Origin of the sequence: Aureimonas pseudogalii, assembly GCF_014196835.1 — a bacterium.
GTDB lineage: Bacteria > Pseudomonadota > Alphaproteobacteria > Rhizobiales > Rhizobiaceae > Aureimonas > Aureimonas pseudogalii.
Genome location: NZ_JACIEK010000004.1, coordinates 211,905 through 228,290 on the forward strand (window position 1 = coordinate 211,905; position 16,386 = coordinate 228,290).

16 protein-coding genes are annotated in these 16,386 nt (G+C 69.6%); 5 read left to right on the forward strand and 11 right to left on the reverse strand.

Annotated elements, in window-relative coordinates; translation table 11 throughout:
* The first annotated feature begins 8 nt into the window (after positions 1–8).
* Entirely contained in the window at positions 9–1,697 is a 1,689-nt protein-coding gene (locus tag GGR04_RS10710; protein ID WP_183199866.1) for an ABC transporter permease, read from the forward strand.
* On the opposite strand, the gene GGR04_RS10715 is transcribed toward GGR04_RS10710, so the two are convergent.
* The 4 genes from GGR04_RS10715 to GGR04_RS10730 form a co-directional block, all read right to left on the reverse strand.
* Entirely contained in the window at positions 1,694–2,830 is a 1,137-nt protein-coding gene (locus GGR04_RS10715) for an ABC transporter ATP-binding protein (RefSeq protein WP_183199867.1), read from the reverse strand. The two genes, GGR04_RS10710 and GGR04_RS10715, sit on opposite strands and share 4 nt — an antisense overlap.
* A gap of 106 nt (positions 2,831–2,936) precedes the next feature.
* Entirely contained in the window at positions 2,937–4,637 is a 1,701-nt protein-coding gene (locus GGR04_RS10720; RefSeq protein WP_376769855.1) for a peptidoglycan D,D-transpeptidase FtsI family protein, read from the reverse strand.
* A 130-nt stretch (positions 4,638–4,767) separates the two neighbouring features.
* Entirely contained in the window at positions 4,768–5,142 is a 375-nt protein-coding gene (locus GGR04_RS10725; RefSeq protein WP_183199868.1) for a hypothetical protein, read from the reverse strand.
* 73 nt (positions 5,143–5,215) lie between these two features.
* A complete protein-coding gene (locus GGR04_RS10730; protein WP_183199869.1) occupies positions 5,216–5,614 on the reverse strand; it encodes a flagellar basal body-associated FliL family protein in 399 nt (132 codons plus the stop codon).
* A gap of 227 nt (positions 5,615–5,841) precedes the next feature.
* Here GGR04_RS10730 and msrB point away from each other — a divergent pair, with 227 nt between their 5' ends.
* The 4 genes from msrB (at position 5,842) to GGR04_RS10750 (ending at position 8,747) form a co-directional block, all read left to right on the forward strand.
* Complete coding sequence (gene msrB, locus GGR04_RS10735; protein ID WP_183199870.1) at positions 5,842–6,291, forward strand: peptide-methionine (R)-S-oxide reductase MsrB; 450 nt, start codon at positions 5,842–5,844, stop codon at positions 6,289–6,291.
* The gene (gene msrA, locus GGR04_RS10740) at positions 6,288–6,800 is read left to right on the forward strand and encodes a peptide-methionine (S)-S-oxide reductase MsrA (protein WP_183199871.1); all 513 of its coding nucleotides are present in this window, start codon (positions 6,288–6,290) and stop codon (positions 6,798–6,800) included. Before msrB ends, msrA begins: the two co-directional genes overlap by 4 nt.
* A gap of 266 nt (positions 6,801–7,066) precedes the next feature.
* Positions 7,067–7,303 carry a hypothetical protein gene (locus GGR04_RS10745; protein ID WP_183199872.1) on the forward strand — a complete coding sequence of 79 codons (237 nt, stop codon included), beginning with the start codon at positions 7,067–7,069 and terminating at the stop codon, positions 7,301–7,303.
* Positions 7,304–7,346: 43 nt separating this feature from the next.
* Positions 7,347–8,747, forward strand: coding sequence for an FAD/NAD(P)-binding protein (locus tag GGR04_RS10750; protein ID WP_183199873.1), 1,401 nt, complete (start codon positions 7,347–7,349; stop codon positions 8,745–8,747).
* Positions 8,748–9,026: 279 nt separating this feature from the next.
* Here GGR04_RS10750 and GGR04_RS10755 read toward each other — a convergent pair whose 3' ends face one another.
* The 7 genes from GGR04_RS10755 to GGR04_RS10785 are packed head-to-tail and all read right to left on the reverse strand — an operon-like array spanning position 9,027 to position 16,327.
* The gene (locus GGR04_RS10755) at positions 9,027–9,662 is read right to left on the reverse strand and encodes an alkylhydroperoxidase domain protein (RefSeq protein ID WP_183199874.1); all 636 of its coding nucleotides are present in this window, start codon (positions 9,660–9,662) and stop codon (positions 9,027–9,029) included.
* Complete coding sequence (locus GGR04_RS10760; RefSeq protein ID WP_183199875.1) at positions 9,659–10,258, reverse strand: CMD domain protein; 600 nt, start codon at positions 10,256–10,258, stop codon at positions 9,659–9,661. The genes GGR04_RS10755 and GGR04_RS10760 overlap by 4 nt, the downstream gene beginning before the upstream one ends.
* Positions 10,259–10,280: 22 nt before the next feature.
* Positions 10,281–11,303 (reverse strand): putative FMN-dependent luciferase-like monooxygenase, encoded by a 1,023-nt coding sequence (locus GGR04_RS10765; protein WP_183199876.1) that lies wholly within the window; start codon positions 11,301–11,303, stop codon positions 10,281–10,283.
* Complete coding sequence (locus tag GGR04_RS10770; protein WP_183199877.1) at positions 11,300–12,925, reverse strand: dipeptide ABC transporter ATP-binding protein; 1,626 nt, start codon at positions 12,923–12,925, stop codon at positions 11,300–11,302. The genes GGR04_RS10765 and GGR04_RS10770 overlap by 4 nt, the downstream gene beginning before the upstream one ends.
* Positions 12,922–13,791, reverse strand: a complete 870-nt coding sequence (locus tag GGR04_RS10775; RefSeq protein ID WP_183199878.1) for an ABC transporter permease — start codon at positions 13,789–13,791, stop codon at positions 12,922–12,924. Before GGR04_RS10775 ends, GGR04_RS10770 begins: the two co-directional genes overlap by 4 nt.
* A complete protein-coding gene (locus tag GGR04_RS10780; RefSeq protein ID WP_183199879.1) occupies positions 13,788–14,735 on the reverse strand; it encodes an ABC transporter permease in 948 nt (315 codons plus the stop codon). The genes GGR04_RS10775 and GGR04_RS10780 overlap by 4 nt, the downstream gene beginning before the upstream one ends.
* Positions 14,732–16,327 carry a TIGR04028 family ABC transporter substrate-binding protein gene (locus tag GGR04_RS10785; protein ID WP_210291760.1) on the reverse strand — a complete coding sequence of 532 codons (1,596 nt, stop codon included), beginning with the start codon at positions 16,325–16,327 and terminating at the stop codon, positions 14,732–14,734. The genes GGR04_RS10780 and GGR04_RS10785 overlap by 4 nt, the downstream gene beginning before the upstream one ends.
* Between the last annotated feature and the right edge of the window lie 59 nt (positions 16,328–16,386).

The window sequence follows — 16,386 nt, forward strand, 5'->3', positions numbered from 1 at the left end:
CGAGCGACATGCGGATGATCGACGGCGAGCGGACGACGCTGATTCTCGTCGCCGGTTTCGTGGCGCTCGTCAGCGTCGTGCCGGTGGTGCGCCTCGCCATCGAGGCAGTGGCGCCGGGTGGCACGCCGGATCTCTCGGTGGCGGCCGAGGTGCTGACGGCACGCTCGACCTGGGTGGCGACGTGGCATTCGCTGGTCACCGCCGTGCTCGGGACGGCGATTTCGCTCGTGCTTGGCACCGTCTTTGCCATCCTCGTGGCGCTCACCGACATTCGCGGCAAGGCGCCGCTCGTCTTCTGCTTCCTGCTGCCGCTGATGATCCCGCCGCAGATCACGGCGCTGGCCTGGGCGCAGCTCTTCGGCCCGGCCAGCCCGCTCCTCAACACGCTCGGCCTCGCGCCGCGCCTCGGCTCGCCCAACCCGATCTACAGCGTCGAGGGCATCGTCCTGCTGCTCGGCATCCAGCATGCGCCGCTCGTCTTTCTCGCCCTGCGCGCCGGGCTTCGCGCCCTGCCGCGCGAACTCATCGAGGCCGGACGCTCCAGCGGCGCGGGGCGCACGCGCGTCCTCGCTACCATCGTGCTGCCGATGATGACGCCGCCGCTCGTGGCCGGCGCCGCGCTCGCCTTCGTCTCGGCCGTCGGCAATTTCGGCATTCCCGCGCTGCTCGGCATTCCCGCCGGCTACACCGTGCTGCCGACGCTGATCTACCAGCGGCTCGCGAGCTTTGGCCCGGCGATCATCGGCGAGACGGCGGTGCTCTCGCTGCTCGTCGGATTGGTGGCCTTCGCGGGCTTCGCGGTGCAGTCGGCGACCCTGCGCCGGCGCGACTACCGGGTGGTCGGAACGCCCTCGAAGACTCTGGGCTACGATCTCGGGCGCTGGCGCCCCGCCTACGAGACGCTGGCCTGGGCGACGATCGGCCTCATCGTGGTCGCGCCGCTCGCCGCCCTCGTCACCACTTCGCTCGTCAACGCCTACGGCGTGCCGCTCACCGGGCGGTCGGTGACGATCGAGAACTATCTCGAGGTGATGTTCCGGCAGGATGCCACGGTGCGGGCCTTCCGCAACTCGGCTGTCCTGGCCGGCGGCGCGGCCTTGGTGCTGATGGCGATCTGCATTCCCCTGGCCGTGCTGGTGGTCTGGCGCGGCGGGCGCGTGCTGCGCCTTCTCAACATGGCGGCGGAGGTGCCCTATGCGCTGCCCGGCATCGTCCTCGGCATCGCCTCGATCCTCCTCTTCCTCAAGCCGCTGCCGATCCTCGGCTTCTCGCTCTACAACACGATCTGGATCATCGCCTTCGCCTATCTCGCGCGCTTCCTGACGCTGGCGCTGCGCCCGGTGGTGAGCGGCGTGATGCAACTCGACCGGGCGCTGGACGAGGCCGCGCGGATGACCGGGGCGCGGTTCCTCTTCCGGCTGCGCACGGTGCTGCTGCCGATGCTCGCGCCGATGGCGGCGGCGGGCGGCATTCTCGTGTTCATGACCGCCTTCAACGAACTGACCGTCTCGGCGCTGCTCTGGTCGTCGGGCAACGAGACGCTCGGCGTCGTCGTGTTCAATCTCGACGATGCCGGCCGATCGACGCTGGCCGCGGCGCTTTCGGTGGTCAGCGTCTGCGTCATCGTCGCGATCATGCTGGCGACCACGGTCTTCGCGCGCCGGCTGCCGGCTGGTGTGCTGCCCTGGACGACTTAAGCGTCCGCCGACTCGGGGGTCGAGACGGGCACCGGCTGCCTGGCGGCTCCCGCCGAGGGGGGAAGGGGCAGGATCCAGCCATCGGTGATCGCGACCCTGACGATCGAGCCGATCACGCCGGGCGTCGGCGCATGAAGGGAAAGGGAAAGCGAGAGCGCGGGGGCGGCCAGCAGCTCGACCACGAGGAGACTGTAGGCGCCCTTGAACGTCGAGGCCAGGACGCGCGCCTCGAAGCCGCCGGTCTCGGCGAGCGCCAGCCCTTCGGCTCGCAGGCAGAGGCGCGCCGTCTCCGCCCGCGCCGGCGCATCGGGAGTGCTGCGGACCACAGCGCTCGTGCCGAGCACCTCGACCCGACGGCGGCCCTCGTCCACGCGCTCCGCGATCCGGCATTCGACGATGCGCCCGTTGCCGACGAAGCGGGCCACCGCCTCGGTGCGCGGCCGCGCGTAGAGCTCGGCCGGCGCGGCGACTTCGAGGAGCCGCCCCTTCTGCATCACGGCGATCCGGTCGGCCATCGCCATCGCCTCGGCCTGATCGTGCGTGACGTAGACCATCGTCGCGCCGGTGCGCCGATGAAACTGCCGGAAGGTCTCTTCCATCGAGGCGCGCAGATGGACGTCGAGATTGGCGAGCGGCTCGTCGAGAAGGACGATCGAGGGCTCCATCGCGAAGCAGCGGGCGAGCGCCACGCGCTGGCGCTGGCCGCCGGAGAGGTCGGCCGGTCGGCGCGCCTCGAAGCCTTCGAGGTCCACCGCCAGAAGCGCCTCGGCGATGCGGGCCTTCTGCTCGGCGCGTGGCAGGCCGCGCACCCGCAGGGGATAGCCGACATTCTCGCCGACGCTCATGTGCGGCCAGAGGGCATAGGATTGGAAGACGATGGCGACGCCGCGATCCTCCGGCGGCACGTGCGTGGCCGCGCCGGCCACCAGCCGGTCGCCGAAATGCAGCGTGCCCTCGCTCATCGTTTCGAACCCGGCGATCATGCGCAGCAGCGTCGTCTTACCGCAGCCGGAGGGGCCGAGGAGTGCGGTGAACTCGCCGGCGGGGATGTCGAGCGACACCGACGAGACGACCTCGGCGTCTGCGAAGCGCTTCGTGGCCGCGGTGAAGCGGATGGAGGCCGGACTGATCATCGAAAGCCATCGCCGTTCGGGAGCCGGCCCTCGCCGGTTCGCCCATGGGGGCCTGCCAGCCCAGCATGTCAATGCGATGACAGGCCGGGTCTTGCGTCGATCGCCTTCAGGGCGCCCGGCTGGCGGCCAGCGTGTCCGCGCGGAAGAGGTTGGAGCCCCAGGCCCGCGCGGAGATCATCGTCGGAAACGGATCGAAGGGCGCCGGGCTCGGTGCCACGCCGAGGATCGGCAGCACCCGCGCCATGATCGCGCCGGTGACGGGCACCGCGTTCCAGCCCGAGGTGCGAAAGCCGTAGGTCTCGGGCAGGGGCTTGGGCTCGTCCAACACGGTCATGAACAGGTAGCGCGGCGCATGCGCGGGCACGACACCCATGAAGGCCGTGAGCACGGTACCGCTGTCGTAGCGCCCGTTCACCACCTTTTCCGACGTGCCCGTCTTGCCGCCCATGAAGTAGCCGTCGATGTCGGCCTTGCCGGCCGAGCCGACGCGCGCGTTCAGCCGCATGAGAAAGCGCAGCGCCTCGCTGGTGCGCGCCGACACGACTTCGCGCGCGAGCGTGCGGGCTTCGGGGTCCGAACCCTTCACGAAGGTCGGGCGCAGCAGGTGGCCGCCATTGACCACGGCGGCGATGCCCATGCTCGCCTGCAGCGGGGTCACGGCGATGCCGTGCCCGAACGAGATGGTGGCGGTGTTCAGCTCGCCCCATTTGGCGGGAAACAGCGGCCGGGCGTTTTCCGGCAGTTCGGTCGTCAGCCGGTCGAGCTGCCCCAGCCGCCCGAGAAACGCACGATGCCGCTCGGGGCCCACCGCCATCGCCATCTTGCCCATGGCGATGTTGGAGGAGTGGATGAAGGATTCGGGAATGTTGAGCGCCCGGTTCTGGCCCCGGTAGTCGCGGATGGCGAAGCGTCCGAAGCGCAGCGGGCTGCTGGCGTCGAGCACCGAGCCGAGGTCGAACTGGCCGGAATCCAGCGCCATCGCGGTGGTCATCGCCTTAAAGGTCGAGCCCATCTCGTAGGTGCCGACCGCGACGCGGTTGATCCGGTCCGGCTTCAACGCGTCGGTCGGCACGTTCGGATCGAAATCCGGCAGCGAGGCCAGCGCCAGCACCTCGCCGTTGGTGACGTCGAGCACGAGGCCGGCTCCGGCGATCGCACTGAACTTCGTCACCGCCTTCTCGAGTTCGGAGGTCAGCGCGTGCTGCACCTTCAGGTCGAGGCTGAGGGCGATCGGCTCGAGGTCGTCGCTGTCCATGTCCATGCCGGCGCTGCGCAGGGCCTGCAGGCCTTGCCCGTCGATCCACTTCTCGATGCCGGAAATGCCGATGTTGTCGACGTTCACGGCGCCGAGCACGTGGGCCGCCGCGCGGCCGTTGGGGTAGAGCCGGCGCAACTCGTCGCGCAGGCCGACGCCGGGAATGCCCAGCGCCCAAAGGGCGTCGCGTTCCGCGCGCGTGGTGGTGCGCTGGATCCAGGCGAAGGCCGAGCGGCTGGACAGGCGCTTGCGCAGATCCACCGGATCGAGGTTCGGGAAGACCTGCATCAGCCCTTCCACCGCCTCGTCAACGTCGACCATCTTGCGCGGCTCGGCGAAGACCGAAGCCGTGGGCAGGTCCATCGCCAGCACCGCGCCGTTGCGATCGACGATGTCCGGCCGCGCCTTGGAGGGCGGTGACGGCCATGCGACGCGCGACGGTTCGGTCTCCATCGCCAGCATCGCCAGCCGGCCGCCGATCACGAGATAGCAGCCGAGGAAGAGAAAGCCCGCGAGCCGGAGGCGAGAGCGCGCGAAAGGCGGCTGGCGCAGGGGCCGGCGAGCAGGACGAGGATGGGGACGGAAGAGGCCGGGAAGGCGCATGGGAGGATTTCCGCGCGAAGGAATCTTCGACCCCGAGGGATCGACGAGCGACGGGAGCGGAAAACCGAAGCAAGGCGGGTCAGGCGCCTCGACGAGTCCCGCGTCCCGGATCGGCGGAAAGCGGGCGCGGCGGTCTGTCGAGATGGCTGGCGTCGAAGGACGCGAGCACATCGTCGGTGACGAGATGTCTCGCTCGCGAGGGAGAGGGGCCGACGAGCGCGGCCTCCGACGGCAGCAGGTCGAGCGGCGCCGGGTCGTCGGCCGTCAACGGGCTGGAAGCAAGGTCCGCGATCTCGTCGCCGACCGCTTCGATCGTCGTTTCGCTCGCCTCGACGAACGAGGCGGCGTCGGCATGACCCGCGAAGGGTCCGGTCGATACCACGAACGCCAGCAGCGCCATCGCGGCGAGGGCGCGCAGCAGCCAGGTCAGCAGCGAGGCGGGGGCGATCGACATCGCCGCAACCTCGCCAGGAATGGTTAAAACGGCATGAACGACGACGATCCGGGAGAAGCCGGACGCGGCCTCGCTAAGAGGTGCTGAGCGTCGCGTCGGTGCCGATCACCGAGCCGCCGCCGTCCGCGCGGGGTTCGATCGCCGTCACGGTGCCGAGGCCCGGCGCGAGCGAACCCGCCTTCACGCGCAGGAGATTGCTGCCCACGGCGAGAATCGCCTCGTCGCCGTAGATCGACACGATCTGGTAGTCCGCCGCTTTCGTCGGCGCGCGTTCCTCGAGCACCGCGACCGGCATCGGCACCGGGATGGCGGCGGCGACGACCGCGTCCGGCGTCTCGGCGCCCGCGCTGCCGAGGGCGAAATAGCCGCCGGTGGTCGCCGCGACGGCGGTCACGCCCGCGAGAGTCAATCCGATCATCAGCCGACGGGGCTTGCGCACCGGCTTCGCGGCGGTCTCGGTCGGGGTCTTCACATTCGCAGTCTTGGCCACCGGATCGCCCGTTCGCTGGTTCGAGGAAGCGGTAGAATGCGACGATCGGGTGGAGGGCCCGTGAGAAAAACCCTTAAATTGCGAAGCTTCGGCGAATGAGACGCCCTTCGTCTGCGACGATCGGGCCGCGCGGTCCCATGCAGAGCCGGCGGGGCGAAATCTGGAAACGTCCGCCGCCGCCACCATCTAGAACGAGGAAGGAGAACCCCATGCCAAACTACACCAAGACGAAGGAAGCCGTCGCCGCGCTGACGCCGGAACAGTACCGGGTCACGCAGGAGAGCGGCACCGAGCGGCCGGGAACGGGTGCGCTTCTGGGCAACAAGCAGCCCGGCATCTATGTCGACATCGTCTCCGGCGAGCCGCTCTTCGCCAGCGCCGACAAGTTCGAGTCCGGATGTGGCTGGCCGAGCTTCACCAAGCCGATCGAGAGCGCCAACGTCGCCGAGATCCAGGACCGGTCGCATGGCATGGTCCGCGTCGAGGTGCGCTCCAAGCACGCCGACAGCCATCTCGGCCATGTGTTCGACGACGGCCCGCGCGATCGCGGCGGCCTGCGCTACTGCATCAACTCGGCGTCGCTGCGCTTCGTGCATCGCGACGACATGACGAGTGAGGGATACGCCGACTATCTCGCCCAGGTGGAGGAAGTGGCATGACGACGCAACGCGCCGTTCTCGCAGGCGGATGCTTCTGGGGCATGCAGGATCTCATCCGCCGCATGCCCGGCGTCGTCTCGACCCGCGTCGGCTATTCCGGCGGCGAGGTTCCGAACGCCACCTACCGCAACCATGGCCGCCACGCCGAGGCGATCGAGATCGTCTACGATCCCGCCGCGACCGATTTCCGCACGCTGCTCGAGTTCTTCTTCCAGATCCACGATCCGACCACGGTGGACCGGCAGGGCAACGATCGCGGCCCGAGCTATCGCTCGGCCATCTTCTATGCCGACGCCGAGCAGAAGGCCGTGGCGGAAGACGTGATCGCCGACGTGAACGCCTCGGGTCTTTGGCCGGGCAAGGTGGTCACCCAAGTCTCCGCCCTCGGCGACTTCTGGGAGGCCGAGCCCGAGCACCAGGATTATCTGAAGCGGATTCCGAATGGCTACACCTGCCATTTCGTACGGCCGAACTGGAAGCTGCCGCGCCGGGCCAGCGCGGCGGCCTGACGCCATGATCGAGACCGGGGCGGGCGTATGAAGCGCCTGCTCCGGTCTGCCGATCCTCGCTTGTTTGCTCCTTCGAGCAAGTCCTTGTCCGCCAGCCTTTAGGGAGTGAGAAGCTGTCGGTGGTTCGGTTTGGCTCGTACAGTCACCGTCGCTGCAGCGTCGCGCGAAATGATCTTCTCAATCTAGCATCAGAATAGACAATCCTTCCTGTCGGTCCGTCGGCCCGTGCCATAGGGTCCTTCCAAGTGATCCGACCGAGGCGACCGATGACGATTCCCGTTCTGGACAGAACCAGCGATGTTCCGACCCTGTCCGCCAGGACGGTTCTTCGCCGGCTGCGCGATTCCACGCTGACATTCGCCGCCTTCGGCCTCGTGCTGGCGGTGGTGTTCGGGTTCGGCCCGTTCCACCAACCCAATGTCGGTGTTGCACCATTCGTCTTGGCCCATGAAGGCGATGGTGGGACGGCTCAAGGCGAGCATCTGGCCGGGCTGTCGCGGTGACCTCCGCCCGCCTCTTCGATGCTTCGTCCTGCGAGGCGGCGGCTTGAGCCGACCGGCGGATGATCCGGCGGCTTCGAACGGGGCGGCGTCGTCGGACCTGAACCCCCGGATCCTGATCGTCGGTGGCGGCGCCAGCGGCGCGATCCTTGCAGCAAATCTGCTTCGACACGATCCCCGTCGCGAGGTCGTTCTGATCGAGCGCTCCCCCGCGATCGGGGCGGGCATCGCCTACGCGACGGACGATCCGGCGCATCTTCTCAACACCCGCGCCGCCAACATGAGCGCCTTCCCGGACGACCCCGAGCATTTCTGGCGATGGCTCGCGGCGAGCGGTCATGCCGAGCGTCTCGGTTGCGCCGACGCCTTCTGCTTTCTTCCGCGCAAGGTCTACCGCGCCTATCTCGGGGATCTCTTGGCGCCCCATTGCGAGCCCGGCGGCGACGGGCGGCTTCGCGTGATCACCGGAACCTGCGTCGATCTCGCGGCCGGCCCCCAAGGCGTGGTCGCCACCCTCGCCGACGGGGAAACCATCCTCGCCGCGTCGGCCGTTCTCGCCACCGGCTACGATGGTCAGCGCGCCGCCGGCGGAACGCCCTATCTGGCGCAGGGCGCGATCATCGATGAACTGGGAATCGCCGGCGACCACGACGTGCTGATCGTCGGCACCGGTCTGTCGATGGTGGATAGGGTCGCGTCGCTGCGCCGTCGCGGTCATCAGGGCCGAATCTTGGCGCTGTCGCGTCGCGGCCTGCTGCCGCAGGTTCATGCGCCGGCTAAGACGTTCCGGCTCGATCCCGCCGATATTCCCTTCGGCACCGGCATGGCGTTTCTTCTGCGCTGGCTTCGCCGAACGATCGCTTGGGCGGAAACACGAGGCGGCAGCTGGCGCGACATCGTGGACGCGCTGCGCCCCCACACTCAGATGCTGTGGCGCTCGATGACGCCGGCGTCGCGCCGCCGATTCCTGCGACATGCGCGGGCGTTCTGGGACGTGCATCGCCACCGCATGGCCCCGGCTTCGTTCACCATGCTCGAAGCCGCGAGGGCGGACGGGCAACTTTCCATCCTTGCCGGGCGCATCGAGTCGACGCGCCAAGACGGGCCGAAGACCGTCGTGACGTTGCGCGAGCGAGGCGAAGGGCATCGTGACTTCGCTGTGGATCGCGTCGTCGACTGCACCGGCGTCCTGCGTGAGTTCGCTTACGAAGGGCTCGTGGCCACCATGGTAGCGGCGGGCACGGCACGTCTCGATCCTCTCGCGATCGGCATCGACGTGGACGAGGACGGCGCTCTCATCGGTGCCGATGGCGTCGCCTCGCCCGTGATCTTTGCGGTCGGCCCGCCGACGCGTGCCCGTTTCTGGGAGATCACGGCCGTGCCCGACATCCGCGTGCAGTGCGCGGCACTGTCGCGAACTCTCGCGAGCCGCGCTTCGGCCGGCTGATCGCGTCCGGTCGAGGTGTCGTCTCGGCGAAGGATGCTGGGGATCGCATCGTAGGGGGCGTCAGCCGTCACCTGTCGTGAGCGCCGACGTTCAGCCGGCAGGCTTCGACCTGTCGGGTGCCCGTTCGTTGGCGTTCCCGTCCACGCTGTAGCGGCACGATCACCAGGGATCGTCACCATGGTGCGGAGGCATCGACCTCTACCTCCGGCGCATCGGCACCGAAGGCATTTCGTCATTCGCAATTGCCGGAACGTCGCCGACTCACGCGTTTGTCGACCGCTACTCCTTGGCGCCCGGTGCCTGCGGCCCGCCGAGCGACAGCATCAGACGGTTGGCCCAATTGAAGAAGGCGGCGGCGAAGACGAGGTCGGCCACTTCGTCGTCCTGCAGCCCGACCGCGCGAAGCTCGCCTATGTCGTCGGTGCCGAACTGCGAGGGCGTGCGGGTCAAGCGCTCGGACGCCCGGGTGATCGCGTTCCATCTTGTGTCGAGATCGGCTGAAATGCCCTCGTCGAGCAGCCGGTCGACATCCGCGCCGCGGCCCGAGTGCCGGGTGGCGAAGCGGGCGTGGACGGAGGCGCAGAAGATGCAGCCGTTGACCCGCGAGACGGCGGTGGCGGCCAGTTCGCGCTCGGCGCGCGGCAGGCCGCCGTCGGAATTGTAGAAGATGTCCTTGTCGGTGCGCGTGCGGGCGCCGAGCACCTCCGGGTCGCGGACGAGGAGCCGGAAATAGGCCGACTGCGCGCGGCTGCGCTCGGTCAGGCCCTCGTAATGGCGGTTCGTCAGCGCCTCGACGGCGAGCGGGGCGAGCGCGGGGAGCCAGCCGAGCTCGCCCTGCGTGAACGCGTTCGGCTCGCGGTTCTCGGGATGGGCGAGGAGGATCGAGGCTTCGGGTGCGGCGACGGGGGCGTTCATGCGGCTTCTCCGGCTTGGGCGAGCGCGCGCAGGCCGATCGCCGCGCGGATCTGGAAGGCGAGGAACGAGACGAGCTGCGACAGGGTCACGATCCCGTCCGCGCTCCATCCGGCCTCGACGAGGCGGGCAAGTGCCTCGCCGGCGGCGTCGCGCGGGTGGAAGACGAGAAGATGGGCGTGCTCCAGCGCCGCGGCGAGCCGGGGACCGAGCGCCGCTCTCGCGTCGTCGCCCGCCCGGTAGATTGGTCCCGCCTCGTCCTCGGCGCTGAGCGGGCCGGGCGGATAGGCGCCGTAGGGCCCCTGCGCCGACGCCGCCTCGGCTTCCGCCGCGAGCCGGCGTTCGAGTTCGGGCACGGCGAGGAGGCGCGTGTAGTGCTCGGCCACCGCCGCATCACCATGCAGCAGCGCCACGAAGACGGCGACGGCGCGGCGCTCGTCGAGGCTCACGTCGCCGGGCTCGGCGGGATGGAGCAGAAGCTCGTAGCTGTGCTGTGCGTTGTCGCGCGCGAGGGAGCGCTTGGCACGGATGGCATCGAGCGCCGAGCCGGCGCGGATGCCCGCCAGCGCATCGATGAGGTCGGTGGATGGTTCGCTCATGGGGGTGCTCCGGGTTTGGGTGTCAAACGGCGCGCGCGAGCGCCGGGCGGGCGGGCTCGCGCCAGCCGAGCGCGGGCGCGACCTCCGCCGCGAAGAGCTCGATCGATCTGAGAATCGCGGCGTGCGGGGGGTCGATCGAGTGAACCTGCACGGAGATCTCGCTCGCATGCCTGAGCGTCGTGTCGCGCGACAGGCTCTCGGCCACCTCGTCGGGCGTGCCGACATGGCTGTCGAAGGTCTTGAGGAGATCGTCGAGGCTCTCGCCGAGGATGACGTGGCCCTGCGCCGCGAAATGGGCGGCCACCCGGCGCAGTCCCGCTTCGGCAAGGCGCCGCGCCTCGTCGCGCCGGTCGGCCACGAAGACGCTGCGCGAAGCGAGGATGCGGGGGCTCGCGCCCGGCGATAGGGCGGTGTGATAGGCCTCCACGATCGGCAGCTGGAGATCGGCGAGGGAGAGATCCGGGCGCCCTTCCGGCCGCGGCTGCGTGCGCGACAGGAGAAGCCCGTCGCCGGCCTCGCCGGCCCGCGCTCCGCCGGCGGCCGAGAAGGTCGCCTGCCAGATGCGCCGGTCGAGCGTGCCGGCATCCGGGTAGAGGCGGTTGCCTCCACCCAGCGGCTCGCCGCGCAGCGCCCGGCGCAGCGTCGCGACCTTCGCGCCGAAGATCGCGCCGCGCTCGGCGCTGTCGAGGTCGAAGGCGGCGAAGGAGGAGGCGGTGCCGCCGGAGCCGAGGCCGAGTTCCAGCCGCCCGCCCGAGAGATGGTCGAGGACCGCCGCGTCCTCGGCGACGCGCACCGGCTCGTCGAGCGGCAGCGTCACGATGCCGGTGCCGAGCCGTATGCGCGAGGTGACGGCTGCGACATTGGCGAGGAACACGAAGGGCGAGGGCTGGCCGCCCTCGTCGCGGTTGAAATGATGCTGCGCGATCCAGGCCGTGTCGAAGCCGAGGCGCTCGGCATGGACGATCTGCTCGCGTGCCAGCCGATAGCGGGTGGCGGGTTCCGCGTCGTCGAGGATGCGGGTGAAGAAGCCGATGCGTTTGGTCATGCGGGGGTGCCCTCGGACGAGAGGAAGGGCCTGGCGCGGCCCGGAATGGCGCCGACGAGTTCTCGCGTGTAGGCGGTGGTCGGCTGGCCGAAGACGTCCTCGACGCGGCCCGACTCGACGATCCGTCCCGCCTGGAAAACGCTGACGGTGTCGGCGACCGCGCGCACCACGGCGAGGTCGTGCGAGATGAAGAGGTAGGTGAGGCCAAGGTCGCGCTGGAGTTCGGCGAGCAGCCGCAGAATCTGCGCCTGCACGGTGACGTCGAGGGCCGAGACCGCCTCGTCGAGGACGAGGATGGGCGGCTCGAGGATCAGCGCACGGGCAATGGCGACGCGCTGGCGCTGCCCGCCCGACAGGGCTCGGGGCCGGCGCTCGGCGAGATCGGCGGGCAGCTGGACCCGCGCGAGGATCGCCTCGACACGGGCCCGTCGTTCCCCGCGGGCGATCGGCTCGAAGTTGAGAAGCGGTTCCTCGACGATATCCAACACGCTCTGGCGCGGATCCAGCGAAGCGAACGGGTTTTGGTAGACGAGCTGAATCGTGCGCCGGAAGCGCCGGAGATCCTCGCCCTTCAGCGCGGCGACGTCCTGGCCCGCGACGCGGACCCGGCCCGCCGTGGGCCGCAGCAGGCCGAGGACGGCGCGGCCCGTGGTGGTCTTGCCCGATCCCGATTCGCCGACCAGCGCGTGGGTGGTGCCGGGAGCGATGCGGAAGCTCGCCTCGTGCACCGCGCGGAACGTCCCCCGGTCGGTCGGGAAGTCTTGCACCAGCCCCTCGACCTCGACGAGATCAGGTGCAGTCGATGGCGCGGGCGGCCGCACCGCGGGCGCGGCGAAGGCGGGGGCGTCGTGCAGAAGGCGGCGCGTGTAGGCTTCGCGCGGCGCTTCAAGAAGCGAACGGGCGTCGCCTTGTTCCACGATTCGCCCGGCGCGCATCACAACGATGCGATCGGCGCGATCAGCGGCCACCGCGAGATCGTGAGTCACGAGGAGAACGGCGGTGCCGTGGTCGCGGCGCAAATCGTCGATGAGGTCGAGGATGCGGCGCTGCACCGTGACGTCGAGCGCCGAGGTCGGCTCGTCGGCGATGACGAGCTGCGGTTTCAACGCCAGCGCGATGGCGATGAGGACGCGCTGCTTCATGCCGCCCGAGAGTTCGTGCGGATATTGCCGTATGCGCAACCCGGGATCGGAGAGCCCGACACGCTCGAGAAGGGCGAGCACCCGCAAGCGGACCACGGCGCGGTCGCGCTCGCCGTGCAGGCGAAAGATCTCGGCCATCTGCGTGCCGATCGTCTGCACGGGGTCGAGCGATGAACCGGGATCCTGGGGAACGAGACTGACGACCCGTCCCCGGATGGCGGACAGACGTCGGTCGGACCAGCCTGCGATGTCCTGGCCATTCAGGAGGACGCGGCCGCTCTCGATGCGTCCGTTCTCTGGCAGCAAGCCGACGATCGCCTGCGCGGTCGTGGTCTTGCCCGATCCCGACTCGCCGACGAGCGCCACGACCTCGCCCGGTCGCACGGTGAAGTCGACGCTCTCGACCACGCTCCGGCCGTCATAGCCGATGGCGAGACCCTCGACATGAAGGAGGGGCGTATCCTGTGGCGTGGCGTTCATCGGCTTCCCCTTGCGAGCGCGCGCCCGACGCGGTTGGCGGCGAGGACGACGACGACCGTCGCCAGTCCCGGAAACACGGTCAGCCACCAGGCTCGGGCCATGTAGTTGCGCCCCTCCGCGATCATCAGGCCCCACTCGGGCGTCGGCGGCGGCGCGCCGTAACCCAGAAACCCGAGCGCCGAGATCTGCAGAATGGCCCAGCCGAGCTGCAGCGCGGCATAGGCGAGAACGGTGGTCATCGAGTTCGGCAGGACGTGGCGCCAGAGCACGGCGGCGAAGGTTCCGCCGGAGCCGAAGGCGGCTTCCACGTAGTCCGAACGCCGCACGCTCATCACCTCGGAGCGCACGAGACGCGCGAAGCTCGCGATGGAGGTGATGCCGACGGCGGCCGCGACCTGCGCATGGCCGAAGCCGAGGATGACGATGAAGGCGAGCGACAGCAGCAGCGTCGGGATCGCCAGCATGACGTCGACGAGGCGCATCAGCACGGCGTCGGTGCGCCCGCCCACCGCGCCGGCGAGAAGCCCGATCAGCGTGCCGAGGCCGAGGCCGATACCGACTGCGATCACGGCGCCCGAGAGCGAGTAGCGTGCGCCGTGGACGATGCGGGCGAAGACGTCGCGTCCGAGTTCGTCGGTGCCGAGCCAATGGACGAGCGAGGGCGCCTTCAACTGCTGGCCGGCGACCCCCGCCACCGCGCTGTGGCCGGTGAAGAGCGACGGGGCGACGGCGAGGAGCAGCGCGAGGACGAGCACGCCGACCGCCAGCGCCAGACCGATCGGCGGCAGCCGGCTGAGGGCGGCGCGAGGGTGCGCGCGGCGCGGTTGCGCGCGATGGATCGGCGCGAGGTTGGACACCGTGCTCATGCCGCCACCCCTCCGGACCGCCGCAACCGCGGATCCGCCAGCGGATAGAGAAGGTCCACCGCGAGATTGACGAGGACGAAACCGAGCGCTGCGATCACCACGATGGCTTGGAGCACCGCCGCGTCCTGGTTGCGCACGGAGCGTTCGGCCAGGCGCCCAATGCCGTTGAGGCCGAACACGGTCTCGGTCACCACGGCTCCCGCCAGAAGCTCGCCGAAGAGAAGGCCGGCGATGGTGAGGACGGGCAGGAGGGCGTTGCGCAGCGTGTGATGAAGCAGAACCTGCGGGCGGGTCGCGCCCTTGGCGCGGGCGACCGTGACGAAGCCCTGCACTGCGAGCGCGTCGAGATTGCGCAGGAGAATCTGCGCGATGGGCGCGGCGATCGGCACCGCGATGGCGGCGACCGGCAGAATCAGTCGCTCCCACGGGCCCGGGGCGATCACCGACACCAGCCCGAGGCAAAACGACACGATCTGGACGAGCACGATGGCGAGCCAGAAGACGGGGATCGAGACGAGGAGGCCCGGAAGTCCCGCGAAGGTCTCGCGCAGGAAGCGGAATGGCGTGAGCGTCGCCAGCAGCGTCACCGCGAGCGCGAGCGCCATCGCAGCGAGGAAGGCGAGACCCGACAGCCAGAGCGTCGACGGCAGGTTGGCGGCGATCTCGCCCGCGACCGAGGCGCCTGACGCGATCGAGAAGCCGAAATCGCCTCGCAGGAAGCCGCTGAGAGTCTGAAGATACTGCCGCCAGACCGGGTCGTCCGCGCCGTAGAAGGCGCGGATGCCCGCCACGGCCTCCGGGCTCAGACCCATGTCGCCGCCGACGAAGCGGATCAGCACCGCGTCGCCCGGCATCAGCTGGAGGAGGACGAAGGAGACCGTGAAGGCCGCCCAGAGCACGAAGGCCGCCTGAGCGAGGCGGCCCGTCAGGAGGCGGGCGGTCATCTGTCGAGCCAGACGCCGTAGAAGCTCGGCCGCCCGACCGCCTCGAAGGCGAGGCCCTTCACGTCGGCGGCGGCACCGTAGACCTGCGGCTCCTCGAAGATCGGGATCGCATAGGCTTCGTCCACCACGTAGCGCTGCACGTCGCCGGCGAGTTGGAGGCGCTTGGCCCCGTCCGTCTCGGCGGCGATCGCCTCCAGGAGACCGTTCAGCCTGTCGTCCCGAAAGCTCCTGACCTTGTCGCTGACGCCTCCGGTCTGCAGAAGCACGTTGCGGTTCTTCGTGTAGAATTGGCTCTTGAGGACGTCGGGGTCGGCGCGGCCGACCATGGCCGGCGACACCGCGGTCTTGGCAGGGTCGAGATTGTCGGCCACCGCGGAGCCCGCATCGCCGCCGAGCACGTTGAGCTCGACGCCGAGCGTGCTCCACTGCTGCGCGACGAGCTGCAGCGCCGCCCGGTTCTGCGGCTGGGGGAGCGACTCGTAGGCCGTGAACTCTAGCCGCTGGCCGTCCTTCTCGCGCAGGCCCGACGCCCCGATCGCCCATCCGGCCTCGTCGAGAAGGCGGGCCGCCTCGGCGGGGTCGAACCGAAGCCTGTCGGAGAGGTCGACATAGCCGAGCGCCGTCGAGGCGAGGACCGAGGTCGCCACAGGATAGTTCTTCGAGAACAGCGTCTGGACGATCGCCTGCCGATCGGTGCCGTGCAGGAGCGCCTGGCGCACCTTCACGTCGGCCACGAGCGGGTTGTCGGGGCGGAAGACGATCGAATTGTTGACCCCGCGCGTCGAGGGCGCGGCGATCGCGAAGCCCTCGGAGGTCAGCGCCTCCTCGTCGTAGGCCTGGATCTGGCGCACGACGTCGCCCTGGCCCGAAGTCAGCGCGCCGATCCGCACCCCGTCCTCCGGGACGATGACGTAGCGGATGGCGTCGAGATAGGCGCGGCCCTGATGAGTGAGCTTCGCGGGCCCCCAGTCGTAGTCCTCGCGGACCTTCAGCACGAGTTCGGTACCGAGCGTCTCGCTCTCGACGACGAAGGGGCCGGAGCCGACGATCAGTCGGGCGTCGCCGAGTTCGGCGAAGTTGCGCTTCAGCGTCGCCGGCGATACGAGGCCGGACCCGATCACCGAGGTGCCTTGGAGGAAGCCCGGGCTCGGCGCCTTGAAGTGGAAGCGGACGGTCAGCGGGTCGAGCATCTCGGAGCGCTCGTAATTGTTGACCACCTCCGAGACCGGAAGGTTGCGCTCCTTGTTGCCGAGCCCGAACGTGTCGAAGTTCAGCGCGACGGCGGCCGCGTCGAGCGGTGCGCCGTCCGAGAAGGTAACGCCCGGCCGCAGGTGGAACGTGTACTGCGTCGAGGTCTCGTTCACCTCCCATCGCTCGGCGATCCAGGGTTCGATCTCCAGCGTCTGCGGGTTCTGGTAGGTCAGCTTGTCGGTGATCTGGTTGAGGATGCCGCCGTTCGGATAGAAGCCTCCGGCCGGCGGATAGAGCACGGTGTGGGGCTGCTGCTCGAGATAGACCAACGTGCCGCCGGTCTTCGGAGACCCCTGCGCGGAGGCCGCCGACGAGGCGAGCGCGAGGGCCATCGCCATCATGCCGAAACCGCGTCGGGAGAGGGCGGGGAAAGGGCTTGGGCGCATGGGAATCCTCGTTC